This is a genomic window from Pseudomonas sp. NPDC090203 (assembly GCF_044746765.1).
Classification (GTDB): domain Bacteria; phylum Pseudomonadota; class Gammaproteobacteria; order Pseudomonadales; family Pseudomonadaceae; genus Aquipseudomonas; species Aquipseudomonas putida_AD.
In genome coordinates this window covers 189,523-215,326 of sequence record NZ_JBIVCV010000004.1, presented here as the reverse complement: position 1 = coordinate 215,326, position 25,804 = coordinate 189,523, and the positions used below count along the sequence as shown (strand labels likewise).

Annotated in this window: 27 protein-coding genes; 17 read left to right on the top strand and 10 right to left on the bottom strand. The window is 59.0% G+C overall.

Annotated features, from left to right (window positions below; translation table 11 throughout):
• Nucleotides 1-13: 13 nt before the first annotated feature.
• Nucleotides 14-868 carry a LysR family transcriptional regulator gene (locus tag ACIPO9_RS08855; RefSeq protein ID WP_400780153.1) on the bottom strand — a complete coding sequence of 285 codons (855 nt, stop codon included), beginning with the start codon at nucleotides 866-868 and terminating at the stop codon, nucleotides 14-16.
• A 74-nt stretch (nucleotides 869-942) separates the two neighbouring features.
• On the opposite strand from ACIPO9_RS08855, the gene ACIPO9_RS08850 reads away from it, so the two are divergent.
• Nucleotides 943-1,956 (top strand): DMT family transporter, encoded by a 1,014-nt coding sequence (locus ACIPO9_RS08850; RefSeq protein ID WP_400780151.1) that lies wholly within the window; start codon nucleotides 943-945, stop codon nucleotides 1,954-1,956.
• Here the strand turns inward: ACIPO9_RS08850 and ACIPO9_RS08845 are convergent.
• Together ACIPO9_RS08845 and ACIPO9_RS08840 are read right to left on the bottom strand one after the other, a co-directional pair.
• Nucleotides 1,868-2,332: a zinc-binding dehydrogenase gene (locus ACIPO9_RS08845; protein WP_400780150.1), complete on the bottom strand. Its 465-nt coding sequence runs from the start codon at nucleotides 2,330-2,332 to the stop codon at nucleotides 1,868-1,870. The genes ACIPO9_RS08850 and ACIPO9_RS08845 overlap by 89 nt on opposite strands.
• Nucleotides 2,224-2,838, bottom strand: a complete 615-nt coding sequence (locus ACIPO9_RS08840; protein WP_400780148.1) for an alcohol dehydrogenase catalytic domain-containing protein — start codon at nucleotides 2,836-2,838, stop codon at nucleotides 2,224-2,226. Before ACIPO9_RS08840 ends, ACIPO9_RS08845 begins: the two co-directional genes overlap by 109 nt.
• Before the next feature lie 399 nt (nucleotides 2,839-3,237).
• Here ACIPO9_RS08840 and ACIPO9_RS08835 point away from each other — a divergent pair, with 399 nt between their 5' ends.
• Genes ACIPO9_RS08835 through ACIPO9_RS08825 form a run of 3 tightly spaced genes read left to right on the top strand, consistent with a single transcriptional unit; the run spans nucleotide 3,238 to nucleotide 7,028 of the window.
• Nucleotides 3,238-4,482, top strand: coding sequence for a class I SAM-dependent DNA methyltransferase (locus tag ACIPO9_RS08835; protein ID WP_400780146.1), 1,245 nt, complete (start codon nucleotides 3,238-3,240; stop codon nucleotides 4,480-4,482).
• A gap of 15 nt (nucleotides 4,483-4,497) precedes the next feature.
• Entirely contained in the window at nucleotides 4,498-6,180 is a 1,683-nt protein-coding gene (locus ACIPO9_RS08830) for a hypothetical protein (protein ID WP_400780144.1), read from the top strand.
• The gene (locus ACIPO9_RS08825) at nucleotides 6,180-7,028 is read left to right on the top strand and encodes a hypothetical protein (protein ID WP_400780143.1); all 849 of its coding nucleotides are present in this window, start codon (nucleotides 6,180-6,182) and stop codon (nucleotides 7,026-7,028) included. The genes ACIPO9_RS08830 and ACIPO9_RS08825 overlap by 1 nt, the downstream gene beginning before the upstream one ends.
• 128 nt (nucleotides 7,029-7,156) lie before the next feature.
• On the opposite strand, the gene ACIPO9_RS08820 is transcribed toward ACIPO9_RS08825, so the two are convergent.
• A complete protein-coding gene (locus ACIPO9_RS08820) occupies nucleotides 7,157-7,543 on the bottom strand; it encodes a cupin domain-containing protein (RefSeq protein ID WP_400780142.1) in 387 nt (128 codons plus the stop codon).
• A 104-nt stretch (nucleotides 7,544-7,647) separates the two neighbouring features.
• Nucleotides 7,648-8,085, bottom strand: a complete 438-nt coding sequence (locus tag ACIPO9_RS08815; RefSeq protein ID WP_400780140.1) for an Rrf2 family transcriptional regulator — start codon at nucleotides 8,083-8,085, stop codon at nucleotides 7,648-7,650.
• A 64-nt stretch (nucleotides 8,086-8,149) separates the two neighbouring features.
• On the opposite strand from ACIPO9_RS08815, the gene ACIPO9_RS08810 reads away from it, so the two are divergent.
• Complete coding sequence (locus ACIPO9_RS08810; RefSeq protein ID WP_400780138.1) at nucleotides 8,150-8,950, top strand: class I SAM-dependent methyltransferase; 801 nt, start codon at nucleotides 8,150-8,152, stop codon at nucleotides 8,948-8,950.
• Between the two features lie 473 nt (nucleotides 8,951-9,423).
• Here ACIPO9_RS08810 and ACIPO9_RS08805 read toward each other — a convergent pair whose 3' ends face one another.
• Nucleotides 9,424-10,425 carry a GntR family transcriptional regulator gene (locus tag ACIPO9_RS08805; protein WP_274130563.1) on the bottom strand — a complete coding sequence of 334 codons (1,002 nt, stop codon included), beginning with the start codon at nucleotides 10,423-10,425 and terminating at the stop codon, nucleotides 9,424-9,426.
• Between the two features lie 306 nt (nucleotides 10,426-10,731).
• Here ACIPO9_RS08805 and ACIPO9_RS08800 point away from each other — a divergent pair, with 306 nt between their 5' ends.
• From ACIPO9_RS08800 to ACIPO9_RS08765, 8 genes are all read left to right on the top strand, one after another.
• Complete coding sequence (locus ACIPO9_RS08800; RefSeq protein WP_400780136.1) at nucleotides 10,732-12,081, top strand: amidase; 1,350 nt, start codon at nucleotides 10,732-10,734, stop codon at nucleotides 12,079-12,081.
• Between the two features lie 77 nt (nucleotides 12,082-12,158).
• Complete coding sequence (locus ACIPO9_RS08795) at nucleotides 12,159-13,040, top strand: polysaccharide deacetylase (protein ID WP_274130565.1); 882 nt, start codon at nucleotides 12,159-12,161, stop codon at nucleotides 13,038-13,040.
• A 60-nt stretch (nucleotides 13,041-13,100) separates the two neighbouring features.
• Nucleotides 13,101-14,423, top strand: a complete 1,323-nt coding sequence (locus ACIPO9_RS08790; protein WP_400780134.1) for an MFS transporter — start codon at nucleotides 13,101-13,103, stop codon at nucleotides 14,421-14,423.
• A 14-nt stretch (nucleotides 14,424-14,437) separates the two neighbouring features.
• The gene (locus ACIPO9_RS08785) at nucleotides 14,438-15,202 is read left to right on the top strand and encodes an SDR family NAD(P)-dependent oxidoreductase (RefSeq protein WP_400608288.1); all 765 of its coding nucleotides are present in this window, start codon (nucleotides 14,438-14,440) and stop codon (nucleotides 15,200-15,202) included.
• 9 nt (nucleotides 15,203-15,211) lie between these two features.
• The gene (locus ACIPO9_RS08780) at nucleotides 15,212-15,961 is read left to right on the top strand and encodes an SDR family NAD(P)-dependent oxidoreductase (protein ID WP_400780132.1); all 750 of its coding nucleotides are present in this window, start codon (nucleotides 15,212-15,214) and stop codon (nucleotides 15,959-15,961) included.
• 11 nt (nucleotides 15,962-15,972) lie between these two features.
• Nucleotides 15,973-16,272 (top strand): hypothetical protein, encoded by a 300-nt coding sequence (locus tag ACIPO9_RS08775; protein ID WP_400780130.1) that lies wholly within the window; start codon nucleotides 15,973-15,975, stop codon nucleotides 16,270-16,272.
• A complete protein-coding gene (locus ACIPO9_RS08770) occupies nucleotides 16,269-17,261 on the top strand; it encodes a CobW family GTP-binding protein (RefSeq protein ID WP_400780128.1) in 993 nt (330 codons plus the stop codon). Before ACIPO9_RS08775 ends, ACIPO9_RS08770 begins: the two co-directional genes overlap by 4 nt.
• A complete protein-coding gene (locus tag ACIPO9_RS08765; RefSeq protein WP_400780127.1) occupies nucleotides 17,258-18,445 on the top strand; it encodes a PotD/PotF family extracellular solute-binding protein in 1,188 nt (395 codons plus the stop codon). The genes ACIPO9_RS08770 and ACIPO9_RS08765 overlap by 4 nt, the downstream gene beginning before the upstream one ends.
• Before the next feature lie 36 nt (nucleotides 18,446-18,481).
• On the opposite strand, the gene ACIPO9_RS08760 is transcribed toward ACIPO9_RS08765, so the two are convergent.
• Together ACIPO9_RS08760 and ACIPO9_RS08755 are read right to left on the bottom strand one after the other, a co-directional pair.
• Nucleotides 18,482-19,444 (bottom strand): quinone oxidoreductase family protein, encoded by a 963-nt coding sequence (locus ACIPO9_RS08760; protein ID WP_400780125.1) that lies wholly within the window; start codon nucleotides 19,442-19,444, stop codon nucleotides 18,482-18,484.
• A gap of 111 nt (nucleotides 19,445-19,555) precedes the next feature.
• Nucleotides 19,556-20,305 carry an SDR family NAD(P)-dependent oxidoreductase gene (locus tag ACIPO9_RS08755; protein WP_400780123.1) on the bottom strand — a complete coding sequence of 250 codons (750 nt, stop codon included), beginning with the start codon at nucleotides 20,303-20,305 and terminating at the stop codon, nucleotides 19,556-19,558.
• Nucleotides 20,306-20,468: 163 nt separating this feature from the next.
• Here ACIPO9_RS08755 and ACIPO9_RS08750 point away from each other — a divergent pair, with 163 nt between their 5' ends.
• Complete coding sequence (locus ACIPO9_RS08750) at nucleotides 20,469-21,374, top strand: LysR substrate-binding domain-containing protein (protein WP_400780521.1); 906 nt, start codon at nucleotides 20,469-20,471, stop codon at nucleotides 21,372-21,374.
• 21 nt (nucleotides 21,375-21,395) lie between these two features.
• On the opposite strand, the gene ACIPO9_RS08745 is transcribed toward ACIPO9_RS08750, so the two are convergent.
• A complete protein-coding gene (locus tag ACIPO9_RS08745) occupies nucleotides 21,396-22,169 on the bottom strand; it encodes an SDR family oxidoreductase (RefSeq protein ID WP_400780121.1) in 774 nt (257 codons plus the stop codon).
• A 107-nt stretch (nucleotides 22,170-22,276) separates the two neighbouring features.
• Here ACIPO9_RS08745 and ACIPO9_RS08740 point away from each other — a divergent pair, with 107 nt between their 5' ends.
• Nucleotides 22,277-23,194: a LysR substrate-binding domain-containing protein gene (locus ACIPO9_RS08740; RefSeq protein WP_400780119.1), complete on the top strand. Its 918-nt coding sequence runs from the start codon at nucleotides 22,277-22,279 to the stop codon at nucleotides 23,192-23,194.
• Between the two features lie 33 nt (nucleotides 23,195-23,227).
• Here ACIPO9_RS08740 and ACIPO9_RS08735 read toward each other — a convergent pair whose 3' ends face one another.
• Nucleotides 23,228-23,533, bottom strand: coding sequence for an NIPSNAP family protein (locus tag ACIPO9_RS08735; protein WP_400780117.1), 306 nt, complete (start codon nucleotides 23,531-23,533; stop codon nucleotides 23,228-23,230).
• 211 nt (nucleotides 23,534-23,744) lie between these two features.
• Here ACIPO9_RS08735 and ACIPO9_RS08730 point away from each other — a divergent pair, with 211 nt between their 5' ends.
• The gene (locus ACIPO9_RS08730) at nucleotides 23,745-25,052 is read left to right on the top strand and encodes a PD-(D/E)XK nuclease family protein (protein ID WP_400780115.1); all 1,308 of its coding nucleotides are present in this window, start codon (nucleotides 23,745-23,747) and stop codon (nucleotides 25,050-25,052) included.
• A gap of 110 nt (nucleotides 25,053-25,162) precedes the next feature.
• Nucleotides 25,163-25,786 (top strand): glutathione S-transferase family protein, encoded by a 624-nt coding sequence (locus ACIPO9_RS08725; protein ID WP_400780114.1) that lies wholly within the window; start codon nucleotides 25,163-25,165, stop codon nucleotides 25,784-25,786.
• Nucleotides 25,787-25,804: the final 18 nt, after the last annotated feature.

The window sequence follows — 25,804 nt, the reverse complement described above, 5'->3', positions numbered from 1 at the left end:
GGACGCCGTGCCCCTACATCCGGAACGACCGCTGCATCTCACGCGCCAGCAACTCCACAGCCTCATCGTCCCGGGAGGCCGGGTTGCGCATGAACACGATGTCGTGGTCAGGAATGACCGGCAACCCTTCGAGAATCTGCATGCGCTCGGTGACCTTGGCGCGGTCGATCACGCTGATGGCCAACCCCGCTTCCACACAGGCCTTGACCGCCTGATTGGAGTGGCTTTCCAGGACGATCCGCGAGCGGCGTCCGGATGCCTTCAGCGATTGGACCATGGCCTCACGGTAAGGGCATTGCAGCGCGTGAACCGCCAGCGGCAAGGGGTCATGCTGCGTCAACGCGGCGCTCGACGGCCCCACCCAGACCGGCGTGGTCGCCATCAGCAGTTGAGTGTCGGGCCCGATATTGCCCTGGGACTGAGCGATGACCGCCGTCTGCAATTTTCCACGCAGGATCAGCTCGCGCAGCGCATGGCTCGGCCCGGTCCTGAGTTCGAGTACCACGTTTGGCCAGGCCGCGCTGAACGTCGGCAAGATATCCCGGATCACGTGGGCCGCGTATTCGTCAGGCACGCCGACCGTGATGCGCCCTGCCAGGTCGGTCCCGTGCAGGTCGGCCAGCGCCTGATCGTGGCTGCGCAACAGTTCGGCGGTCGAGGTCAGCAGGCGCTTGCCCAGCAGCGTCAGCGAAATCGACTGGTTGTCGCGGTTCAGCAGCCGGCCGCCCGCCACCGCCTCCAGGCGCTGAATGTGCACACTGACCGCCGCCGGGCTTTTATGCAGGTGTTCGGCCGCTGCGCTGAATTTGCCGATGCGCACCACCGCATGAAAGGTACGCAGGAGATCGATGTCGAGGATCGCCGTCATGGTTCAATACCTGTGAAGAAGTACTGCATGATATTTTGATTTATTAGACTACGCCTGTTCCGTAGTGTCTGGGAATGAGCCAGCACATTCCGATTCAAGACAACCCTCCCACACGCCACAGCAGGCGTCGGACACTGCCGCTGCCCTTGCTTGAGGCAGGGTTGCTGCTGACCTGGAGTTCCGGGTTCATCGGCGCGCGGTTTTCCATCGACTACGCCCCCGCGCTGCTCGTGGTGTTCTGGCGCTGCGTCCTGGTGTGCGTCCTGTTGTTGCCGTTCGTTTTCCGGTCACTGCGCCAGACGCCCTTTTCCCTCTTGCTGACCAATGCAGGCATCGGGCTGTTGGCGATGGCGGGGTATCTGACCGGGGTGACGAAGGGCATCGAACTCGGAGTGCCTGCCGGGCTTGCAGCATTGTGTGCAGACCTGCTGCCGCTGGGCATGGCGGTGCTGGCCGCGCTGGCGTTGGGTGAGCGCCTGGGTCGACAAGTCTGGCTGGGCCTGATCGTCGGCCTGCTCGGGGTGCTATGGGTCACGCATGATGCGCTGGTGCTGGGCGATGCTCCGCTGTGGGCCTACGGCTTGCCGGTGGCGGGCATGTTCTCGCTGGCGGTGGCGACACTCTGGCAAAAGCGCGTCCGTTCGCAGCCGATGGGTCTACTGCCCAATCTCTGGGTCCAGTGTTTTGTCTCAAGCTTTGCATTCGCAGCCATCGAAGGCAGCCAAGGCAGCCTGGCCCCCATCCCCACCGCGGGCTTCGCGCTGAGCGTGCTGTGGACCGTGGCCCTGTCGACCCTCGGAGGGTACGGGCTGTACTGGGTGTGCCTGCGCCGGTCCAGCGCGACCCGCGTCGCCAGCGTGCTCTACCTAAGCCCGCCGATCACCCTGGTCTGGGCCTGGGCGATGTTCGGCGAGCCGCTGTCGTGGCAGATGGCGGCAGGGATGGCAGTCTCCGCCGTGGGGATCTGGCTGGTGATGCGCGCCGAAGCCCGAGGTGCTGTCAGCGCCGGTCAAACCCGATCAGTATCTTGCCCAGATGTTGCGCAGGAGCAAGAAAAGCAAAGGCTTCAGGCGCCTCATCGAACGTGAAGGTCTTGGCGACAACGGTTTGGATGCCGTTCGACTCGATAGCGCGGATCAGGTCCAGAAACATCTCGCGGCTGCCGTTGGCAATGCCCCGGATGGTGACGTTCCTGAGGACCAGCGAGACATAGTCGGGGATCGGCGAACGCTGCCCCGGCGTGACTCCAATCACCGCGATACGCCCGTTCACGGCGGCAGCGGCGATCGACTGGCCCAGCGTGTCCTGGCCGGCGGTCTCGATGATGACATCAGCACCGGCGTTGTCGGTCAGGCTCATGAGCTGGCCCGCCCAGTCGGCATGTTCGCGGTAATTGACCGTGATGTCAGCCCCGAATTGACGTGCAATCTCAAGCTTCTCATCGCTTGAAGACGTAATCGCCACCCGTGCCAAGGCACAGCATCAGCTCGCCAGGCCTGACCTTGCACACCTCCACCAGTGCATTCCAGGCCGTCAGCCCGGCCGAGGCCAGCGCAGCGACGTCTGCATCTGCAAGCGCAGCCGGCACGCGTCAACGCGGCGGCAGGCAGAACGACCTTTTCAGCGAGCCAGCCCTCGTGAGACACGCCCATATCGTGAGCAAACACGCGGGGGCTGAACTTGTCCTCAAGCCAGCTCGGGAAGTGACCACAGATCACCCGATCCCCCGACTGCACCTGGCTGACGCCCTCACCGACCGCAACGACCTCACCCACACCTTCCGAAACCGGAACCCGCTCAGGTGCCTGCAGAGCACCGTACACCCCGCGCAGGATCTGCACATCACGACTGATCAGACTCACCATGCGAGGCGCGAGGATGACTTCACCCGGCCCGGCAACAGGCTCGGGACGGATGATGGCGGTGAGTGAATCCAGGCCCTGCTGGGTACCGATTTGAAACGCTTTCATTACCAGATTCCTTCTAAAGCGGTTATCGCACGCAATAGGGAACCCGACAGGGCTAATGGGTTGGGATGTAATCGTGGCGGGGGGGGATCGGGAGGGGGAAATCTGCGGCTATTCGTCGCGTGGGCGAGGCGATTGGGGAGCGTGAGGCGCTCACTTTTTGGCGGCTTTGGGCAAAAACGGCCGTGCGCAAAGGTACACCTCCGACCCCATGCGCGTGCTAAGGATAACTCTCCAGTTGGAGGTCCGACGGGACGTGCGAAGCAGAAAGAAGCAGCGTAGTCGGCTGACGAAGCAAAAAGAAAAATTTAACGTGCTCTCAGTGCTGCGACCTTTCTTCCATCCCCGTCGGGATGGCTGTAGAATCGCGCGTTGGTTTTTGCGACGAAATGAGATTGAAAATTGCCGACTATCACAACCAATTCTGGCTCAGATATTTTAGGTCGGTATTATACTAGAAGTGAGATCAGTTCGTTTTTGGTAGAACAATTCGATATTACTTCTCCCGTCCGCCTGCTAGATCTTGGAGCGGGATCAGGTTCTCTAAGCGGTGCCGCAAAAACACGCTGGCCTGAGATTAAAGTTCTTACCGTTGATATCGACCCAGAAGTTGAACTCCCCAACATCTCCGCAGGGAGAACTTCTGTTGACGTATTTCATGAGCATTTCGTGATCGATGCCTTATGTGAAGACCTATCAACAGTGCTTGATTGCGCCAACGCCCCAATTGATGTGGCTGTCTGCAATCCTCCATTTATCACCCCCAAGTGGCGAAACGAGTTTACTGCGATCTTGGAAGATGCAGGTTTTAACGACTGCCTCCCTTTTCCTTCGGATGTCGACGCGGGCTTACTTTTTTTAGCACAAAACCTCAGACTAATGAGCGAAGGCGCAACGCTTGGAATTATACTTCCAGACAGCTTAATCACAGCAAAAAAATATAAAAAATTTAGGTCAGTTTTGATTAATAGCTACGCTGTGACAAAGGTAATTCAACTGCCGCGCGGTTCCTTTCACCATACTGATGCATTAGCCAGCATCGTGATATTGCAAAAAACAAAGAAACATCAAGACGATGTTCGCATCTACTGCCTAGCTCGAGACAAAACCCTTAGCGAACCACTCTTTATTGACGTTTTACACGCATCGGAACGACTAGACTACGCCTTTCACTTTGAACGAATTAAAGCAGCCATCACAACCTGCAAAACCACCTACTTGCGAGAGCTCGCTTCAGATATAAAGCGTGGTAGCTTATCAAGCTCCCAAATGAAAAACGCCAATTTCCCGGTTTTGCACATAACGGACATTAAAGAAAAAGACATCGGAAAATGGTTAGATTTCAGCGCTTATAGTGCAAAAACTTCGCATGACTATCCATTTTATGTAAAAGCACAACCAGGCGACATATTGATTTCACGAATAGGTCGAAACCTCGATAGTAAAATTGTCGGTGTTAAAGCAGGTACATTTGCTGTAAGTGATTGTATATATGTTATAAAATGTTTGCCTCATGTGCGTGAGCACGTGCTGGCCCAGATGGCCAGTCGAGAAGGTCGAGATTGGATATCAGCACATGCTTATGGTGTAGCCGCAAAGCAATTAGCAAAAAAAGAATTAGTAACGTTTCCAGTTACTCTTGACTAATGCAAGGATGTTTAAATGGAATTTGAAGAGAGAGCCGACCAACTTTCAACCGAAGAAATTTCCACCTCTTTGGCTGACGGTGAGATACTAAAGAAAGCCCGGCAAAAACTATTAGCAACCGGGGCGAAATTACTGATAGGCCCTAGAGGAACAGGCAAGACGCATCTAATGCGCTACATCTATTCCCAATCCCTTCTCAACAAATCGTCACCACTAGTTCTATATTCTAGCTTCAATAGATACCTCCACCTAGAGCCTCTATTGAAAAAAACACCGGACGCGCTTAAACGCTTTCACTCTTGGGTGCTCGCAAGAATACTGCTTAGCGCCTTTGACTATATCAACGACCTCAGCAGTAGCGGAGATTTTCTCAAAGATCTCGACCCTATCTATGACGAACAAAAACTACGCGAACTTATTTCACTTTTAGAAAGAGGCTCGGGGGTCGAACTCTACGAGAGCTTTGGCCAGTTCCTAACAGTGGATCACGTTATAAGGGCAGTGCGATCACTTAATGCCAGGTTCAACAGAAATCGCGCTGTATTATTATTAGATGACGCAGCGCTGAGCTTATCTGACCAGTATCTAGTAGCGTTCTTCGAAATTTTCAGGGTGTTGAAAGTTGAAGGTATCGCACCCAAGGCCTCGGTCTATCCAGGCACCACCCAATACGGGCCGACCTTTCACGCATCTCATGAAGTAGAAGAAGTTCCCCTTTGGCTGTCTGTAGAGGATCCAGCATACTCAACCATAATGGGTGACATAGCTAACAGAAGGCTATCCTCCGATCAGCAAAAGAGCATATCTCCAGACATTCTGGAGCTATTCAAATATACAGCATTCGGAATTCCACGCGTTTTTCTAAGGCTACTTCGTGAGTTTTTTTCGGAGAGAGCTGGCACCTCGCAATCAAAAGTCAATAAGATTATTGACCAACAGGTTGAACTCATAGGCGCTGAGTACGATTCCATTGCGTTAAAACTCAAGCAATTCTCTTCCGTCATTCAAATCGGGCGGTCATTTTTTTCAAACGCTGTGATGGAAGTATCTACACTTCAGAACAAAGACCTTTCCAGGCGTAACATTGTCTTAGGCATACTTCAGAGTGGGGATCGCACTCTACTAGCTGATCGAATGATTAAGTTTCTAATTGAAGTTGGCATGATTTTTCCGTTGCAATCAGTATCACATGGACAAAATAGAAAATATGACCGATACATTCCCCACTTAGCATTTCTCTATCAGAGTGGTGCCTTTAAGGAAGGAAAGCGAAATACATTTCGCGGACTGTCCGAACTGATGATGGCTACTCCCGCAAAACATCCTCTAAGGCGAGAATTTAAATCTTTGCTATCTTCTCGAGAGTTGGCGGATTTAAAGCTTGACTTGCCTCCTTGCAAAAAGTGCGGCACTCAACGCTTCAACGATTCGCAGCAATTCTGCCACAACTGTGGAGAGCCTCTAGTGGGTTCGTCACTCTTCGAAGAATGCATGAAGCTTCCCCTGAGCGAGGTGCCTGGAATAAGCGAAACTCTGATTGGAAGGATACATCAAGATACGAATATTCGTAGTGTGTCTGACGTGGTCATTTCACAGAATGCATCAAGCGAGCTTCAGAAAGCAAATTACGTCGGACCTAGACGCGCCGAAAATATTATAAGAAAAGTCGAGCTGACTGTTGAGGAGTTTCTTTCATAATGGCCACTCCTTTTAAGACTCAGCTAACAACTTGTGTAGTTCCTGCGCCACCACTACTCAGTACCCACTTGCTATTCGATAGCAATCATTTGGAACCAACATCTTCACCGATAGATCAGTTCCTAGAGCGGCTGCACTCAATCAATAGATTATCCCCAGACCCCAGCAACTTCGATCCTCTGCAAGGACAACTTGTCTTATTAGGCGTAATTGCCGCTGTTGAAAGCTATCTGAGAACTTTGCTCAGAAAAATAATTTCAAATGATGAATTTTCGCAGGATGCATCATACAAGCGAGACATTTCGTTTGGAGCCGCGATTCATTTACATAAAGATATGATGCCTGAAGCCATTCTAGAAAGAGTCTCATTTATAAGCAAAGAAAGCATTACCGGCACTATAAAAGAATGCTTGGGCATTAAAGGACATTCACCTTCTTATGTGGAAGCCTCCATAGATGACTATGTAAAAATTTGCCATCTTCGGCACTGTGCCGTGCATAGATTTGGTCGACTAGGTGCCTCTAACGCACTAGCCCTAGGAATTCAAGACCATAGAGAGTTATTAGAAAAACCCTTGCTGCTCGACTATCTCTCCCTTCAAACTGCCATATCGATATCAACAAACCTAGTTAAGACTATAAACAACTTTTTATTTAACGAAATAATATCGCGCCTACCCGATCACACTTGGCAAGGGACATACTCCAAAGACAAAAGACAATTCTTGCTTTATTATCGCATTTTTGCTGACAGCGTCAGCTCAGTTGGTGCGACTACTGACCCTAAGTCATTATACGCAGAATTCCAATCACAGCGAAGAAGCTATCTAGCGGGTCAGCAACGGTAAGATAACAGACAAGCGCTGACGTCCCTGGATGCCAGCGCGAGACGTTTCAATTTCGTAGCCACCCGGTCAACGAAATCAGCTATGGGTCAAAAGCAGGGCCGGCCTTACGCCCTCTCTCGGGCTCCAACTCAAATCCAGACATCATTCAACGCAGTCCGCTCACCCCCTTCCTGACCAGTATTGAGCACGCCCCGCGGCTCAATCATCATCACCTTCGCCTCCCCCTCAGCCGCTGTCCTGTGCTCCACGCCACGTGGCACGACATACAGCTCACCGGGCCGCACATACACGCAGCCCTCTGGCAAATCGATGCGCAGGATGCCTTCAAGCACCAGGAACGCTTCGTCAGTCTCCGGGTGCGAATGCCAGATGAACTCACCTTCGATTCGCACGACCTTGAACTGATAGTCGTTCATTTCCGCGACGACCCTCGGGCTCCACTGCTGGTCGATCATCGAGGCTTTTTGCGCGAGGTTCACGGGCGCGGCAGTGCGTTGCGGGTGTGATACAGACATGGCAGATCCTCTCTGGTTGGAGTCCTCAGCCTACCGAACCCGGGCCTCGTCGCTCTTGTACGATCCTGCATCTCAGCTTGCGCGGCAATCACCCAGGGTTCGCCTCACTCCCGGTGGCCAGCAGTACGGCGTGCATCGAACAGGCGATTGAGTTCGGCCAGGCTGACGCCGCGAAACCGCTCCACCAGCACCGACTCCGCTTCCCGCAAGGCCTCTTCCACCGCCAGGTTGACGACCTGCTCGATCATGCAGTCGGGGTTGGCGCGCTCGTTGCCGATGGCGAACAGTGTGGGCTGCCCCACGGCGTTGTAGATGTCCAGTAGCGTGACCTGCTCAAGATCGCAGGTGATGACCCAGCCGCCACCGTGCCCCTTCTCCGAGCGAACGTAGCCTGAATCCCTAAGGCCCGACATGGTTCTGCGAACGACCACCGGGTTGGTTCCCAGCATCGCGGCTATGCGTTCGGAAGTGACTGGCCCACCGTGCCGCGCCATGTGCACCAGGATATGTAGCATTCGCGAAAGACGACTGTCGTTGCGCACCATTTGCTCCTTGACATTTTGCTGCTTGGCAGAAAGCATGCACTCATGATACTTCTAAAGTTACATGAATATCGAGGCCAGGGCCATGCACGAATTCGAGAATCCCGATCACTGGGACGTCGCGGCAAAGCATTATCAGAAAACCGCGCATCCCTTCACCGCGCATTTTGCAGAAGCAGCACTCGCACGAGTCCCGCTGACGCCGCACAGCCGCGTGCTCGATGTGGCCACCGGCACCGGTGCCCTCGCGTTGGCTGCCGCACGAACAGGCGCACAGGTGCTGGCGACGGACTTTTCCGCCGGCATGGTGGCCTGTGTGAAAAGCGCAGGGCTTGCCAATGTGCAGGCCCGGGTCATGGACGGCCAGGCGCTCGATCTGCCAGACGCAAGCTTCGACGCGACGTTCTCGATCTTCGGTGTGATCATGTTTCCTGACTGGCGCAAGGGGCTGGCCGAAATGCATCGCGTCACCGCCATCGGGGGCCATGGCGTTGTCGCGACGTGGCAAGAGAGGGGTGCGGCGACGTTTCTGCTGTTGGGCAATGTGCGGCGAAAGCTTTTCCCGGATCGCCAGGGCATGGCGATGCCCGAAGCGGTGAAAGCCTTGAGCGACCCACTGGATTTCGCCCGCGAACTGATCGCCGCCGGGTTTCGCGAGCCGGTCATCGAGAGTGTGACGCATGCCTATCAGCTGGAGGTAACGTCGCTCGACAACCCTGACACGCTGTTTGGCATGTCTCCCGACTGGACCAGTCTGACCGACACAGAGAAGGCGGCAGTGGTTGCCGAGGTCAGGGCCATGGCAGGCGACGATCCTGTGCTGCCCATTCCATCTACTGCATTGATTGCGGTGGCGCGGCGGTAAGTATCACTACCTGGCCAAGCGCTGCACGCTGGCGGACATCGAGTCCGCCTGCTGTTCATCGGCTTTTGCAGCTTTAACCGGCATTTCCCTTCAATCGACAACCCACCTGCTGTGGATTCCTTCGTTTGTATATTGCTGCCATCGGCACCCTCCCGAAGAATTGATCGTGCAATCAGATCATTCGGACAGGAAGGCCGAAACGACATGAATATGAGGTCAAAGCGGCAATTGGAAAGCTTGCGAAATGTGCGGGACTGGCATCTGAGCATGGCATTGCAAGCGCAGATAGGAGGCAGGATCAGCGAGTTCGAGTTCCACACCCGTTACTACCAATTGCTTAGCCCTGCTGTCGACATTGCTGAAGCAGGGGACGGAGCAAGCAGCGTCATCGCTCCGTCAATAGCGTACGAATACTAGCCCGCCATCGCGGGAAGACGGCAGCAAATCAGGCCAGCTTCCCGCACTCGACTCCTTCATGCCAGCCGCTCGAGATAGCTGGGCAATGGAGGCTCAGGCAAAACGGAAAGCACCTTCAAGCGTTGCAGCGTTCTCTCGCAGGCGCGCAGCAGGTGTTCCCTGAGATTGATCGCCGCCGACTCGCCCGTGCCGTAGAGCAACGACTCGAAGACCAGCCTGTGCTCGATCAACATGGCCTCGTCAGTGCTGGTGTTGAGCGCTTCGTGGAGGATCCTGCCGATACTCATCGGAATCTGGCTTTGTCGAATGACGGAAGCCATGCGGCCATTTCTCAGATTCGCAAGGCAGGTGACATGCAAGTCTTGCTCGATCGCCTCGATCTGAGCGCGGCTGACCGACGGGCCAGCCTGCTGGGCAGCGACGATTCTCTCCAGCATCACCTGCAGCTCAGCGCGATCAAGCTGCCCTGCCCCTTGCTTGAGCGCATCCGGCTCCAGCAAGGCGCGCAGCTCGTAATCCTCGGTGACCGCCTGGGCCGTGAGCGGGCCTGCGAGCCATTGGGCGTAGGGCTCTTTTTCAACCAGGCCACGATCCTTCAAGCGCATCAGCGCTTCACGAATCACAGCGCGCCCCACTCCCAACTGGTCAGCGGCTCGCTGCTCGTCCAGGCGATAGTGCCCAAAGACCATGAAGCGGGTGACGCAGCTGGCCAACTCATCGTGGATGCGCTCGCTCAACGCTCGGTTGTCGATCAGTTCGAGCGATGGCTCCAGCCCGAGCAGCGCCCTGGTCACGGTCAGACGCTGAGGCGCGACGCCCTGGTTACCAGGATCGATGAGGTATCCCCTGCCCTCGAAGCGGCGGATCAGTCCTTCTTCGAAGAGCAGCGTCAATGCCTGCCGAACAGGTACCCGGCTGGTGCCGAACAGTTGTGCCAGTGGTGCTTCCACGATGACCAGGCCTGGCGTCGCAAGCCCTCCAAGTATCGCCTCGCGCAGGGCGTTACGAATCATCTCGTATCGCGAAGCGCCACGATCTTCAGAGCTGGTTTCGAGCATGGGTGAAATCCCGGACAGACAAGGCGCAAATTCTCTCACAACGGCGCAGCTCCGTATCACGCATCAAATGTCACCCCGCGAAGACCCCAAATGGTGCACGAGGTTACCAAACTGCCCACGAATGGATCTTTTCGTTACACATACATTTATACCGACTCGCGCCACTTCTCAACCTTCCGCCCGCCTTCAGCCGCATGGCTGAGCATTCCCAAGCAAAACACCCATATCAATGAGTGACATGGCATGAACTGTGCCTATCAATAAATGTACCTATTTCGTAATTGTACATTATTGCAGGCAACAACTATGTACTCAGATGCTCTGGCGTTGGCACAACTGTATGCGACGGGGAAAGCAGATCCGGTGGAAATCGTCGAGTCGACGTTTGAACGGGCTGACAAATCTCCCGCGACCTTCATTTCCATGAGCCGCGACCGCGCCCGGCGGGAAGCTCTGGCTTCAAGGGCTCGCTGGCAGGCCGGTGAACCGCTGTCACCGCTGGACGGGGTGCCCGTCGCCTGGAAGGACCTGTTCGACATGTCCGGCTGCATCACCACCGCTGGCGCCAAGGTGCGCAAACATGCGGCTGCCGCCAGTGAAGATGCCGTTTTGGTCGCCATCCTGACTCGGGCCGGCATGGTCAATGTGGGCAAGACCAACCTCAGCGAATTCGCCTATTCGGGGCTCGGTCTGAACCCGCATTTCGGCACCCCGCTACAGGGGGCCGAACCCGGGAACGAACGGGCGCCGGGCGGATCTTCGTCGGGTTCTGCAATCGCTGTCGCAGCAGACATCGTCCCCATCGCCATGGGGACTGATACCGCAGGCTCGATTCGCGTGCCTGCAGCCTTCAATGGCCTGGTCGGCTATCGAAGCAGCCGGCTTCGCTATCCATCCGATGGCGTGTATCCACTGGCACGATCGCTCGACTCACTGGGGCCACTGGCCAAAAGTGTGCGAGACGTGATCTGCATCGACAACCTGCTCGTTGGCAGTTCTGCTGGCTCATTGCGTTCGCCCCTGCCGCTGCGAGGGATACGGATCAGAGTCGACTCGCAACTGCTTGCAAACCTGCAGCTGGAACCTGCTGTGCGAACCAATCTCGCAGACTCCTTGCTACGGCTGGAGCGGGCCGGAGCCGTCATCGAAGATCGCCCGGTAGTCGCCTTCGCCAGGGCCATGGAGCTCATTGAAACGGTGGGCTGGCCGGGTAGCGCCGAAGCGTTCTGCTTGCACCAGGCATTGCTGGACAGCCCCGACGCCGAGCAGCTCGACCCGCGTGTCCGACGCCGGCTGGAGGCCGCCCGGGACTTCCCTGCCTTCAAGCAGATTCGCCTCTACCAGGCATCGGAGCGGCTGCGTGCCGAACTCGCCGCCGAGCTTGATGGCGCGCTGTTGATCACGCCGACGGTGGCCCACGTAGCGCCCCTCATGGCTGCGCTGCTGCTCGATGACGACCTGTTTGCCAAGACCAATCTCGCCACGCTGCGCCTGACCATGCCAGGCAGCCTGCTCGACATGCCGGGGGTCGCCCTCCCCAACGGCACAGACGCCAAGGGCCTGCCTACCAGCCTTCTGCTTTCGGCGCCCAGCGGCCAGGACGATTACCTGTTGCGCGCCGCGTTGGCCATCGAGCCGCTGGTACGCGCGGCCTGACCCTTTTCTGCCTGAGGACGAAAGGCCCGGCTTTCGCCCTTGAACCTGTATCGCCCGGGGTATTGGAGGACTGATCCATGGCTAAAGAAATTCTGGTTTCCATTGGTGTCGACGTGGACGCCGTTGCTGGCTGGCTGGGCTCGTACGGCGGCGAAGATTCGCCGGACGACATTTCCCGTGGCCTGTTCGCCGGCGAAGTCGGCGCGCCGCGTTTGCTCAAGCTGTTCGAACGCTACGGCCTGCGCACCACCTGGTTCATTCCGGGGCACTCGGTGGAAACCTTCCCAGAGCAGATGAAAGCCGTGGCCGATGCCGGACACGAGATCGGCATCCACGGCTACAGCCACGAAAACCCCATCGCGATGACACCTGAACAGGAAGAGATCGTCCTGGACAAGTCCATCGAACTGATCACCCAACTGGCCGGCAAACGTCCGACCGGCTACGTGGCCCCCTGGTGGGAATTCAGCAATGTGACCAACGAGCTGCTGCTGAAAAAAGGCATCAAGTACGACCACAGCCTGATGCACAACGACTTCACCCCTTACTACGTACGCGTGAAGGACAGCTGGACCAAGATCGACTACAGCGCCCACCCTGACACCTGGATGAAACCCCTGGTGCGCGGGCAGGAAACCGATCTGGTGGAGATTCCGGCCAACTGGTACCTCGACGACCTGCCGCCAATGATGTTCATCAAGAAGGCACCGAACAGCCACGGGTTCGTGAACCCGCGCGACATCGAGCAAATGTGGCGCGACCAGTTCGACTGGGTCTATCGCGAAATGGACTACGCGGTGTTCCCAATCACCATTCACCCCGACGTCTCCGGCCGCCCGCAAGTGCTGATGATGCTGGAGCGGCTCATCGACCACATGAAAGCCCACGACGGTGTGCGCTTCGTGACCATGGACGAAATTGCCGACGACTTCCTCAAACGTAATCCCCGTCAGCGCTGACCTGACGCCTCCTGCGAGATTGCCCCTATGACCACGCACATCACAACGCCGACACAATCGATGGATTCTGCTGACTGGAAGCCCGTGCAACTGGCGACCAAAGACGTGACCTACGCGACCTGGATCGCATTTTTTGCCTGGGTCTTTGCCGTTTACGATTTCATCCTGTTCGGCACGCTGCTGCCGGTCATGGGCGGGCACTTCAGCTGGAACGAAGCCGAACAGGCTGAAATCGCCACCTGGGTGGCGGCGGGAGGCGCGGTGATCGCCTTTGCCATCGGCCCTGTCGTAGACCGTATCGGTCGCCGTGGCGGCATCATGTTCACCATCGGCGGCGCAGCTTTGTGCTCGGCGCTCACCGCCCTGTGCGCCGGCATGGGCAAAGGCGCGCTGATCGGCGTGCGATCGGTGGCAGGCCTTGGGTATGCCGAGGAAGGTGTGAACGCCACGTACCTGACGGAGATTTACGCCGCTTCGACCGACCCGAAACTGATCAAGCGTCGCGGCTTCGTCTACAGCCTGGTGCAAAGCGGCTGGCCGGTGGGCGCGCTCATCGCTGCGGGCCTGACAGCGTTGCTGCTGCCGAGCATCGGCTGGCAGGGCTGCTTCATCTTTGCCGCCGTGCCTGCGTTCATCATCGCGATACTGGCTCGCAAACTGAAAGAGAGCCCGCAATTCCAGGTGCACCAGCGCATCGTGCAGTTGCGCAAAGCCGGTCAGGATGCGCAGGCCCGCGGCCTGGCTCGCGAGTATGGCGTTGACTACGACGACCACGCCAAAGCCGGTGTCGCGGCAGCCTTCCGCGGCGCGGCCCTTCGTCCCACGGTGATCCTGAGCCTGGCAATCCTGCTCAACTGGTCGGCGATCCAGGTATTCAGCGTGCTGGGTACTTCGGTGATCGTGAGTGTACACGGCCTGTCGTTCGAGAATTCGTTGTGGATTCTGGTGCTGTCCAACCTCGTCGGCTTTATCGGCTACCTGTTCCACGGCTGGCTGGGCGACCGGATTGGCCGACGCAACACGGTCGCGATCGGCTGGATGCTGGGCGGCCTGGCGTTCTTCGCGATGATTCAGGCGCCCAGTGATCTGGTGATCGTGGTCGCGCTCTACAGCCTGGGGCTGTTTTTCCTGACAGGCCCTTACTCGGCCATGCTGTTCTTCATGGGCGAAAGCTTCCCTACCAGCATCCGCGCAACGGGTGGCGCCATCGTGCATGCCATGGGGCCGGTCGGTGCCATCCTCGCAGGCCTGGGCATCACCAGCGTGCTGTCCACCGGCGGCCAATGGCACAGCGCTGCCCTGTGGTTCGGTGCACTGCCTTGCTTCCTGTCTGGTGTGGTGATGTTGGCTGCGCGCCACGTCGAACCCTCCAGCGTCAAATGATCGGAGAGACCTTGATGACAACTCATTCACCTGTCGCATTGATTACCGGCGCGGCCAGCGGCATCGGCCAGGCTTTGGCCGTGGCCTACGCCGAGCGCGGGATACGCGTGGTCGGCGGCTACTTCGCGGGCGACGCCCATGACCCGGAGCACACCCGCCACCTGGTCGAAGCGGCCGGCGGACAATGCCTGATGCTGGCAGCCGATGTGACCGACAGCGCCTCACTGGATGCGCTGGCGGCCGCAGCCATCGAACACTTCGGACGCCTCGACTGCGCGGTGGCCAACGCAGGCTTGCTGCGCCGGGCGCCGCTGCTGGAAATGACCGATGAGCGCTGGAACGAAATGCTCGACGTGGATCTGACTGGCGTGATGCGCACCTTCAGATCCGCTGTGCGGCACATGCAAGGCGGCTCGCTGGTTGCCATTTCCTCCATCGCCGGCGGTGTCTATGGCTGGCAGGATCACGCGCATTACGCCGCCGCCAAAGCCGGCGTGCCGGGCCTGTGCCGCTCACTGGCCGTGGAGCTGGCCGGACGCGGCATTCGCTGCAACGCCGTGATCCCGGGGCTGATTGAAACACCTCAGTCCCTGGATGCCAAGAACTCTCTGGGGCCTGAGGGCCTGGCGCAAGCCGCCCGCGCCATTCCCCTTGGCCGGGTTGGCAAGGCGCGGGAAGTGGCCGACCTGGTGCGCTTTCTGACCAGTGACGAATCCACCTACATCACCGGCCAAAGCATCATCATCGACGGCGGCCTGACCGTCCGCTGGCCTGAATAGGAACCGCTCATGAAAGCTCTACACAATCGCCGCGCCGTGATCACCGGCGCGGCCAGCGGCATCGGCGCCGCCATTGCCCTGGCCTATGCCGAAGCAGGCGCACGCCTGGTCCTGTGCGACCGCGATGCCCAGCGGCTCGCCAACACCGCGCAGCAATGCCGAGCCCTCGATGTCGACGTTGAGGAATGTGTCGCGGATGTCGGTACGGTCGACGGTGCCCGTGCCGGTGTCGACGCCTGCGTTGCCCGTTACGACGGCATCGACATTCTGGTCAACAACGCCGGCATGCTGACCCAGGCCCCCTGTGTCGACCTGACCCAGGCGATGTGGGACGACATGCTGCGCATCGACCTGACCAGCGTGTTCATCGCCAGCCAGCGCGCCCTGCCCCACATGCTCTCGCAGCAGTGGGGGCGCATCATCAACGTGGCTTCGCAACTGGGCATCAAGGGCGGCGCCGAGTTGTGCCATTACGCAGCGGCCAAGGCCGGCGTCATCGGGTTCACCAAGTCGCTGGCGCTGGAAGTGGGCAAACAGAATGTGCTGGTCAACGTAATCGCGCCCGGCCCAATCGAAACCCCGCTGGTGGATGGCATCAGCCAGGCCTGGAAAGAGGCCAAGGCCAAGGAACTGCCCCTGGGCCGCTTCGGCAAAGCCCATGAGGTCGCCCCCATCGCGGTGCTGTTGGCAAGCGAACCGGGCGGCAATCTGTTCGTCGGTCAGACCTTGGGCCCCAACTCCGGCGACGTCATGCCCTGAGGAGAACCACGATGTGCGGCTTGTGCGGTTTGATCGGCGAAGAGAGTCACTGGAGTGATCCTCTGATGGCAACCCTGCCCCGCAGGCGAGAACGTCTGCGCAGGATTCAGGCAATCAACCGAATACTCAGGCCCTTCCGGCTGACGGTATCCGACGTCCAGGGCGCCTCGTATCTTCTGCAGGGAGCGACGGGGCGTCAGGCGCTGGCGAACGGTCTGGAAGAACTGTGGCAACAGGCCGAGCTGTTGATCGGGCGTCCTCTCGATCCGTTCGCCGAAACGATCCTCACAGCATTGGAGCGCCCCGCATGAGCCTGCCGGTCAGTGTCATCACAGGATTTCTGGGCAGCGGCAAGACCACGCTGCTCAACCGTCTGCTGGCGGGCCAGTCGTTCGGTGATACCGCGCTTCTGATCAATGAGTTTGGCGACATCGGCATCGACCATCTGTTGGTCGAGGAAGTCGCGCCCGGCACCGTCTTGCTGCCGGGAGGTTGCGTCTGTTGTTCGGTGCAAGGCGATCTCAAACAGGCATTGCTCGACCTTCACGCCCGCCGTGAACGAGGTGAAGTGCCTGCGTTCAAGCGGGTGGTGCTGGAGACCACCGGGCTGGCCAATCCGGCCCCTATTCTATCAACACTGCTGCGCGACCCTCAGTTGCGCGGCCGCTTTCACATCGCCCTGCTGATCACGGTGGTAGACGCCGAGCATGCGTCGATGCAGCAACGCGTTCACCCCGAATGGCTGGTTCAGGTCACCGCAGCCGACCGCCTGCTGCTTAGCAAGACCGATCGGGTGGACGCTGCTGCTATCGAGGCATTGCGGTCAAGGCTGCACGCACTCAATCCGACCGCCTCCCAGGCGTTCACCCATGAGATCCACGAAGGCGATCAGATGCTACTGGGGGAAGGTGCGCGAGGCGCCTCGGCAGCAGACGAAGTGCAAGGCTGGCAGCTATTTTCCCCGGTCAACCAGCAACGCCACGGCAACGCAGAGGTCTGCTGCCTGACCTTTGACGCGCCGCTGGACTGGGTCGATTTTGGGGTGTGGTTATCGATGCTGCTAAGATGCCACGGCGATCGGATACTCAGGGTCAAAGGCATTCTCGATGTGATCGACTCACCCCATCCCATCGTCATCCATGGGGTGCAACACACGCTACATGCGCCACTTCACCTGAGCGCCTGGCCCGCCGGCCACGAACGCTGCTCCCGGCTGGTGTTCATTGTCCGGGACCTGGACACGAATCTGCTTCGCCGCTCCTTCAACGCATTCATTGGCAATACTGGAATCGCTGCATGACCTCTCAGATCAAGCTCAGGGTACTGGGCACCTCGGTTACCTTGCTCGAATGCATTCGTCAGCGTGCCGAAGAGGATCTGGGCATCAGCCTGGAATACCAGATCCATGACATGCAGACCGCGCAGCGCATCGCCGTTATGCACCCCCAGAGCTACGACCTCTACGATCAGTGGTTCCACAACGTCGATTTCGTCTGGCCAGCACGGGCTATCCAGCCCATAGACACCACCCGCATCGCCCTGTGGGATGAGATCAATGACCTGCCCAAGCTCGGTCGCCTGAATCCCGGGGACAGGCTCGCCACCGGCAGCCTGCCGTGTGACAGGCTGTACGTTCAGCACGACAACAGCCTGGGCAGCACACCCACCGAACGCATCAGCATGTTGCCCTTGACCCACAATGCCGACAGTTTCGCCTATCGCCCGGAATACCTGCCCTCAGGCTTGAGCGGCAAGGCAGAGAGCTGGTCATGGCTGCTGGACCCCGCATGGGCCGGGCACATCGCCCTGCAGAGCGACGCCGCCATTGGCGCACTGGACGCCGCGCTTGCCGTGCAGGCTGCTGGCCTCGCCAGATTCGATAACGTCGGAAATCTGAGGCTCGATGAGATCGACACGCTGGCCCGAGTGCTGATTGCACGCCGGCGCGGCGGCCACTTTGCCGCGTTCTGGTCGGATGACCGGGAAGCGGGAGAGCTCATGCTCGGCCCGGACGTCCACATCCAGAGTCTCTGGTCGCCGACACTGATGCAACTGCACCGCGCAGGCATCGAGTACCGTCTGGCCGTACCCAAGGAAGGCTATCGGGCATGGTTTGGCGGGCTGTCCCTGTCCAGATGCGCCGAGGGCAGTGTCAAGGATGCGGCCTATGCCTATCTGAACTGGTGGCTCTCAGGCTGGCCCGGTGCAGTCATGGCGCGCCAGGGCTTTTACCTCTCCAACCCCGCGCGAGTCAGGGAGCACCTGGCAGCCAGCGAGTGGGATTACTGGTACGACGGAAAACCCGCCTCCGAGCACCTGCTGGGCAGCGATGACGCGCCGCTCATCGAGCCAGGCCAAGTACGCGAAGGCGGCACCTACGCGCAACGCATGGGCCACATTGCGGTGTGGAACTCGGTGATGGACGAACACAACTACCTGGTGCGCAAATGGGCTGACTTTCTGCGCACGGGGCGTACGGTCTGAATCACCATCACAACCGCAAGCCAGCCCGCAAAGACTTCAAGGCACCAGCACAATCGACCCGACGTGTTTGCGTGCCGCCATGGCCTCATGAGCCAACGCTGCCTCTTCCAGCCGATACCGAGTGAGTTCCAGATGACCCAGGGCCCCTTCGCGGAAGCGCTCGAACAACTCCGAGGCTGCCCTGTCCTGATTCTGCGGGTTGACGTATTGCGGCGTTGACGGCTGGACGTAGCGAATGCCCCGCGCGGCCAGCAGCGCGGTGTCTGCAGCGACGCTGCCCGAGGCGTTGCCGACGTGGACGAGATCACCGCCGTCGCGCAGTACGCTGAGTGACGCGTCCAGCGTCTGCCGACCGACCAGGTCGTACACCACATCGACGCCCCTTCCACTGTTGACAGCCTTGATCCGCGCAGCCAGGTCCGGCTCGTCGGAACGCAACACATGATCCAGCCCCCAACCCTCGAGGATTCGGGCTTTGCCGGCTGAGCCGACCGTGGCGATGACGGTGGCGCCCAGGGATTTGGCCCAGCGTGCAAGCAGGCTTCCCACCCCACCGGATGCGCCGTGCACGACAAGGGTTTCGCCGGCTTGAACCCCATGCACCTGCCTGACCAAAGCCCACGCCGTCAGGCCTTTCGACAGAAGCCCTGCGGCCTGTTCGCTGGAGATGTCGTCGGGGAGTTTGATCAGCGCACTGGCATCAATCACCCGCCGGTCCGCGTAGGCGCCGAACGAGAAGAAATAACCGACGCGATCCCCCACTTTCAAATGCTGCACACGCGAGCCGACAGCCTCGACGGTGCCCGCTGCCTCCACGCCCATGCTGAACGGCAGTGGGACCTTGAAGGTGCCGTCCCTGAACATCGTATCGACGAAGTTCACGCCGATGGCTTCGTGGCGTATCACCACCTGCTCACGGGAGGGAGACTCCAGCTCAAAGGTTTCGTGGTGAAGGACTGCGGGTGTGCCTTGCTGGTAAATCCGGATGCGTTGAGTCATGACTGCCTCGGCGATTGAAAACGTGATTGGCGAAAAACCGAATCCCGGAGGAAGCACTGCTACGCGGATGTAGCGCGGCAGTGCCGATCGGGTTACTGGATGTGAGGTCGATCAGGCGCTCTGGCCGCCATCGACGTTGAGCGTGGCGCCGGTGATGTACGACGCCTCGGGGCCTGCCAGGAAGGACACGGCAGCGGCGATGTCATCCGGCTGACCGTAACGCCCCAGGGCTGCCAAGCCTGCAAGGAAGGGCGCATGGTCGGCGGTTGCTGGGTTCATCTCGGTGTTGATCGCACCCGGCTGAATGACGTTCACGGTGATGTTGCGCGGGCCCAGGTCGCGGGCCCAGCCACGGGTGTAAGCGGCGACGGCGGCCTTGGTCGCGACGTAATCGGCAGCGCCGGGGAACGGCACGCGGTCGGCGCCGGTCGTGCCTATGGAAATGATGCGTCCACCGTCGTTCATCAGGCCGACTGCAGTGCGCACCGCAGTCACGACACCACCGACGTTGACCGCTTGCTGACGATCGAATGCCGCGATGTCGGCATCGGGATCTCCCACGGGGCCGGTGACGAACACGCCAGCGCTGTTGACCAGGATGTCCAGGCGACCGAAGTGCTGATGGACCTGTTTGACCAGCGCGGTCACTTGCGCCGAGTCGCCTTGGTCGGCCTGAAGCGCCAGCGCCTGCACGCCATGACCCTCAATCTCGGCGACCACGTTTTGCGCCTGCTCAGGGGATTTTGCATAACTGAACGCGACGTGCGCGCCGTCTGCCGCGAGACGTTTTGCAATGGCAGCACCAATGCCACGCGAGCCGCCGGTTACCAGTGCCACCTTGCCTTTGAGTTGCTGAGTCATCTGTCTGATCTCCACCTGGGGGCCAACCGGAATGGGTGGCTTCGTTTCGGTGAGATCAATGTAAGAGATAGCCAATGCGGGATAAATTAGCTAAAAATGACACCACTATTCCCAAAAACGGGCTAATACTCTTCGGCCCTGATCTCGATGGATGGGTCATCTCGTGGACTACTTCACGGCAGTCAAAGCCTTTATCCAGGTGGTGGAAGCCGGCAGCTTCGTCAAGGCGGCGCAAACGCTGAACCTTCCACGCAACACCGTCACCAAGCACATCCAGTCGCTGGAAAGTCATCTGCGGGTGAAATTGCTCAACCGCACCACGCGACGCATCTCGCTCACCAACGACGGAACCGCTTATTACGAGCGCATGGTGCGGGTGGTGGATCAGTGGCTGGAAGCCGAATCGGATCTGGTCAGCGCCCAGACCCGTCCCCATGGTCGCTTGCGGGTGGACATGGGCTCGACCATGGCGACAATGCTGGTGTTGCCCGCGCTGCCGGATTTCCAGCAACGCTACCCCGAATTGCAACTGGACATTGGCGTCAGTGACAGGCCGGTGGACCTGCTCGGCGACCGGGTCGATTGCGTCATCCGTGGCGGTACCTTGAGTGATCCTTCGCTGATCGCCAGGCGCCTGGGCAGCCTCACGTCCGTCACCTGCGCGACGCCCGGATACCTTGCCACCCATGGCACTCCATCGCATCCAAAAGATCTGGAAACCAACCATCAGATGGTTCGCTATTTCTTCGCCGGAACCAGTCGGCGCTTGCCCGTGGAGTTCGTCAGAGGTGACGAGCGCATCTCGGTGGACGCCAATTACTTCGTCTCCGTGAACGACTCCAATGCCCTGCTCGCCGCGGCCCTGGCCGGCATGGGCGTGTTGCAGACGCTGATGTTCATGGCCGAACCTCATTTCAAGTCCGGCGCCCTGGTCCGGTTGCTCGAGGACTGGTCACTGGAGCCCAACCCGATCTACATCGTCTACTCCCCCAACCGCCACCTCAGCGCCCGGGTCAGGGTTTTCGTGGAGTGGCTGGTGGAGTTGTTCGAGGCGAAGGGGTTGCGTTGAAGGTTCCGGCAAATGAGACGGCTAGGCCGTTGGCACCGTCCCGCCATCGATCACGAACTCAGTGCCCGTGACAGATGCCGCCCGAGGTGATGCCAGGAACGCGATCAGTTCGGCCACCTCCAACGGCTTCGCCGGACGGCCCAGCGGGATGCCGCCAAGTGCCTGCATGACGATCTGCTTGCCGCCTTCATAGTCCGTTCCGGCTTGCTGCGCGAGCCGCTCGGCGAGTGCGACCGATGCTTCTGTTTCGACCCAGCCGGGAGAAACCCGGACCACGCGCACACCTTTGGGCGAGACTTCTTTGGACAGGCTCTTGCTGTAGGTCGAGAGCGCACCCTTGGCTGCGGCGTAGGCGGTGGTCGATTCCGGCAACGGAAGCTGGCTCTGGATGGAGGTCACATGGATCACGACCCCTTCCCCGCGCGCCAACATGCCCGGGAGCAAGGCGCGATCCAGGCGCACCGCCGGCAACAGGTTCAGGTTGAGTTCGGCTTGCCACTGCTCCTCGTCCAGCGCCGCGAAACCGCCGCCGGGTGCCGACGAGCCGCCCAGAACATGGATCACGACGTCTACCCCGCCCAGCCGCTGCTCAACCTCCCTCACCAGCGCGTCGCAGCCTTCCCGAGTGGAAAGATCCGCCGCTACCAGCAGCGCGCCGGGCAGTTGAACGTCCACCTGGCGGGCCGCTGTTATCACCGTTGCGCCTTCGGTCACCAACAGTTCGACCACCGCCTTGCCGATGCCTTTGGTGCCACCGGTGACGAGGACTCGCTTGGCGTTCAAATCAAGGTTCATTTCGCTGTTTCCTGCATGGATTAAGTCGAAGTGATCTTGCTGCCCGGGTGATAGTTTGTTCAACTGGGACAAAACCTAATGACCCATCCCGAATTTCAGGACAATCCATGTCACTCGCACGCTTGGGCTTAAGTGAGCTGGACGCGGTGCTGGCAGTCGCACGCCGAGGCTCGTTCCGGCAGGCCGCCATCGATCTCAACGTCTCGACCACCGCACTGAGCAGCACCATTGCCCAACTGGAAGCGCGCCTGGAATCGCGGCTGTTCAACCGCACGACCCGCAGCGTGGCCATCACCGAAGCAGGCAGGGTATTTCTGGAGCAGGTAGGCCCTGCCCTGCAGGACTTGCGCGCAGCACTGGATGCCGTACGGTCCCATAATGCCGGGCCCTCGGGCACGTTGCGCATCAATGCCTTCGCCAGCGCTGCCCGCTCGGCGCTGTTGCCCTTGGTGGTGGAGTTCCTGGCGCAGCATCCACAGGTGCACATTGACCTGGTCACCGAAGGCCGGCTGGTGGACATCGTCGCCGACGGCTTCGACTTCGGCGTGCGCTCGGAAAGCCTGGTGCCCAGCGACGTGATCGTCATCCCCCTCGGACCGCCGCAACGCTACGCCGTGGTCGGCTCCCCAGGCTACTTCGAAAAACACGGCACACCGCGAACGCCGTCGGACTTGCTCCAGCATCGATGCATCCGGGTGCGGCTGCCGAACGGGGCGATCTTTCCGTGGTATTTCGAACGCGATTCAGAAGTGACCCGCCTCGATGTGAGCGGGCCCTTGACCCTGGACGAGTCCAGCGTCGTCAAGGCGGTGGTGCGCCAAGGCATCGGCCTTGGCTTTTTCATGGAACAGGACGTTCAAGATGAAGTGGCAGCCGGAGAGTTCGTGCGCATTCTCGATGACTGGACACCTCCCAGAGACCGGCTGTGCCTGTACTACCCGAACCGCCGCAACCCGTCCGCAGCGGTCAGGGCATTCATCGAGCTGGCCCGGGCCAGCCGGGCCGATCCGGGCGCGCCGGCGTAATTCCGGGCCAGCGCGCCACCGATCAGTCAGCCGTCACTCAAGCACAGGCCGCATGAAGCTCCTCTCGTAGCTGACGATGAACTTCAATTCAGTCGCCTCCTCCACCAGCCCCACGCATTCAGCATCCTGCACGGACTGCTGTCGGTAGCGTTCGTAGTCGGCCAGGCTGGCGAAGCTGAACATGCAGTAGGCAATGTTGTTGGCCCCCTCAGCCGGCAGGAAGTAACCGTGATGGTAGCCGCCCAAGCGAGTCACTACCCCGATCCACTGGCGCGAGTAGCGTTCGAAGGCAGCGACCTGATAGGGGTCGATGACGTATTTGACGTGACAGGTAATCATGAGATCAGTCCTTTGATTTTTGAGCGGCGACATTCTACGGGTGCGCGGGGGGCTACTCAAATTTTGAACTACGGAAGGCAAGTACCGCTGACTAGCAGCCGATGCCCCTTCATCAAGCGATGTGGCAAATTGCCAAGTCTTTTCCTCAAGAGCTTTCTTTTGCCAGCACTGTGGGTATGCTGACGCATTTTTTAAGTGCAGGGATTAGCGCATGGTTGTTTTCAATCGGGAAAGCGGCACTTGCTCAGCATCTGGATCAGATGAAAACTCTATCCCAGTCAGCGCAGAAACAGCGGTAGCGCTGCTGGGTCAATCTGCAGATCTGGTTAGCGACGCGAATGCCAGGCTCACAGCCAGTGGTGAGCTTTTCAATCTTTTCAGTATTACCCGGATCGAACGGGACGAGGTCAATACGCATTCTGCGATGATCGCGGAGCTGTTGAATCCTCGTGGTCGTCACGGCCAGGGCGAATGCTTTCTAAAGCTTTTCCTGTCGACTATGGGTTTTGAGCACCAATGTCCCATAGCTGAAGCCAAGGTCTACAAAGAGCAGGCGTTTGCAGGATATGGTCGTGTTGACATCGTGATTCGCCTGCGGGATCACCTCATTCTGATTGAGAACAAGATTGATGCCCTGGACGGCAAGGAGCAGCTCTGGCGCTACGGCGAAGTTGGCAAAGCGTCGGGGAAGAGTTGGCACTTGTGGTACCTGACCAAGAAGGGCACGAGCGCCCTGGAAACCAGCCACTGCGGCGTGCCGTACCGTCGAATGTCTTATCAGGAGCACATCCTCGACTGGCTCGAGCAGTGCATCAACGCTTCAAGCCAGACACCGGCACTGGTGCACGCATTGATTCAGTACAAGAATCTGGTCCAGAAAATCACAGGACGGACGATGACTCACATCACACGCAACGCATTGGTTGATCTGATCACTCAGCAGGATAACCTGATGGCTGCCGAAGCCATCGCCCTGGCGCTTCCACACGCAAAAGGAAAGGTACTGCACGAATTCTTCCTGGCGCTGGAAGCTGCACTGTCGACGCATTGTGAGCCGAAGCCAGCTCCGGCTGATTTTGCCGGGCATGACTACAGCGAGGCAAATTGCAGCCGCTGGTTCATGCCTAAGCCATTCAAACTACAGAACGTAGGTAGATTTTTTGACATTGGCGTCACAGGTGTTCTGCTGCGCATCGAGGTTGCGAGTGAGGCGCTGCACTACGGACTCGTAGGCTTTGCCCAAGGCAAGGTGGTCGACAACGACGTACTGAGTGAATTGATGGCCAGATCAAACGGGGAGCTTGTGCGACGTGATTGGAAAGCGTTCAAGTGGCATTCCCACCTCTGCTGGGATAGCGTTTCGAGCAACATGAACTGCCTGTCTGATCCGGCAGCACTGGCTTCACGGGTGCTGCACACTATTGCAGTAATCAAGTCGGCAATCCCATGCATGCCCCTTTCGGCGGGAGCACCAGCTAACGATATACACACGCCACAGCCGGCCTGCGAAAACAGCTAGTAGAAGCCGCCGATTTGCGCCAGAAGCGGTCGATCGATTGAATGAGTCTGGGGCGCTTAAGCTGGCGTGTTTGAACGCCCGGAGACGCAAGTGAAAGAGGTGCACCAAGGATGCTGCGTGTGTTGGGCAAGGCGACGTCAATCAACGTGCGCAAAGTGCTCTGGGCCTGCGCTGAAATCGGCCTTGATTTCGAACGAGAGGATTGGGGAGCTGGCTTCAAGTCGACCCATACCCCGGAGTTTCTGGCGCTCAACCCCAACGCGATGGTGCCGGTCATCCAGGATGGCGACTTCACGCTATGGGAGTCGAACGCCATCATTCGCTACCTCGCGTCTGCCTATGGCAAGCCCGGCCTCTACCCTGCCGACCCAAGGAAGCGGGCGAATATCGATCGGTGGATTGACTGGCAGGCGTCCGACCTGAACCGATCCTGGAGCTACGCATTCCTGTCTCTGATCAGGCACTCGCCGGCTCACCAGAACGCGCAGGCGCTGGCTGAAGGATGCGCGGACTGGTCCAGGCACATGGCGATTCTGAACCAGCAGCTTGAATCGACTGGTGGCTTTGTCGCAGGCGCCGACTTCTCATTGGCGGACATCCCGATTGGCCTCTCGGTCAACCGGTGGTTCGAAACCCCATTCGAAAAGCCGGATTTTCCAGCAGTCGTTGATTACTACGAGCGGCTCGGCAGCCGGCCGGGGTACAGGCTGTATGGGAGAAACGGCACGCCGTGACGGTTTGCCAGCCCACCC

Excerpts from the sequence above, each read along its gene's own strand:
- ACIPO9_RS08795 (WP_274130565.1), top strand. The coding sequence starts at position 12,159 with ATGGCTAAAGAAATTCTGGTTTCCATTGGTGTCGACGTGGACGCCGTT.
- ACIPO9_RS08730 (WP_400780115.1), top strand. The coding sequence starts at position 23,745 with ATGGTTGTTTTCAATCGGGAAAGCGGCACTTGCTCAGCATCTGGATCA.
- ACIPO9_RS08745 (WP_400780121.1), bottom strand. The coding sequence starts at position 22,169 with ATGAACCTTGATTTGAACGCCAAGCGAGTCCTCGTCACCGGTGGCACC.
- ACIPO9_RS08765 (WP_400780127.1), top strand. The coding sequence starts at position 17,258 with ATGACCTCTCAGATCAAGCTCAGGGTACTGGGCACCTCGGTTACCTTG.
- ACIPO9_RS08790 (WP_400780134.1), top strand. The coding sequence starts at position 13,101 with ATGGATTCTGCTGACTGGAAGCCCGTGCAACTGGCGACCAAAGACGTG.
- ACIPO9_RS08855 (WP_400780153.1), bottom strand. The coding sequence starts at position 868 with ATGACGGCGATCCTCGACATCGATCTCCTGCGTACCTTTCATGCGGTG.
- ACIPO9_RS08755 (WP_400780123.1), bottom strand. The coding sequence starts at position 20,305 with ATGACTCAGCAACTCAAAGGCAAGGTGGCACTGGTAACCGGCGGCTCG.
- ACIPO9_RS08830 (WP_400780144.1), top strand. The coding sequence starts at position 4,498 with ATGGAATTTGAAGAGAGAGCCGACCAACTTTCAACCGAAGAAATTTCC.
- ACIPO9_RS08760 (WP_400780125.1), bottom strand. The coding sequence starts at position 19,444 with ATGACTCAACGCATCCGGATTTACCAGCAAGGCACACCCGCAGTCCTT.
- ACIPO9_RS08725 (WP_400780114.1), top strand. The coding sequence starts at position 25,163 with ATGCTGCGTGTGTTGGGCAAGGCGACGTCAATCAACGTGCGCAAAGTG.
- ACIPO9_RS08840 (WP_400780148.1), bottom strand. The coding sequence starts at position 2,838 with ATGAAAGCGTTTCAAATCGGTACCCAGCAGGGCCTGGATTCACTCACC.
- ACIPO9_RS08740 (WP_400780119.1), top strand. The coding sequence starts at position 22,277 with ATGTCACTCGCACGCTTGGGCTTAAGTGAGCTGGACGCGGTGCTGGCA.
- ACIPO9_RS08735 (WP_400780117.1), bottom strand. The coding sequence starts at position 23,533 with ATGATTACCTGTCACGTCAAATACGTCATCGACCCCTATCAGGTCGCT.
- ACIPO9_RS08820 (WP_400780142.1), bottom strand. The coding sequence starts at position 7,543 with ATGTCTGTATCACACCCGCAACGCACTGCCGCGCCCGTGAACCTCGCG.
- ACIPO9_RS08800 (WP_400780136.1), top strand. The coding sequence starts at position 10,732 with ATGTACTCAGATGCTCTGGCGTTGGCACAACTGTATGCGACGGGGAAA.
- ACIPO9_RS08775 (WP_400780130.1), top strand. The coding sequence starts at position 15,973 with ATGTGCGGCTTGTGCGGTTTGATCGGCGAAGAGAGTCACTGGAGTGAT.
- ACIPO9_RS08850 (WP_400780151.1), top strand. The coding sequence starts at position 943 with ATGAGCCAGCACATTCCGATTCAAGACAACCCTCCCACACGCCACAGC.
- ACIPO9_RS08810 (WP_400780138.1), top strand. The coding sequence starts at position 8,150 with ATGAATATCGAGGCCAGGGCCATGCACGAATTCGAGAATCCCGATCAC.
- ACIPO9_RS08825 (WP_400780143.1), top strand. The coding sequence starts at position 6,180 with ATGGCCACTCCTTTTAAGACTCAGCTAACAACTTGTGTAGTTCCTGCG.
- ACIPO9_RS08785 (WP_400608288.1), top strand. The coding sequence starts at position 14,438 with ATGACAACTCATTCACCTGTCGCATTGATTACCGGCGCGGCCAGCGGC.
- ACIPO9_RS08770 (WP_400780128.1), top strand. The coding sequence starts at position 16,269 with ATGAGCCTGCCGGTCAGTGTCATCACAGGATTTCTGGGCAGCGGCAAG.
- ACIPO9_RS08780 (WP_400780132.1), top strand. The coding sequence starts at position 15,212 with ATGAAAGCTCTACACAATCGCCGCGCCGTGATCACCGGCGCGGCCAGC.
- ACIPO9_RS08805 (WP_274130563.1), bottom strand. The coding sequence starts at position 10,425 with ATGCTCGAAACCAGCTCTGAAGATCGTGGCGCTTCGCGATACGAGATG.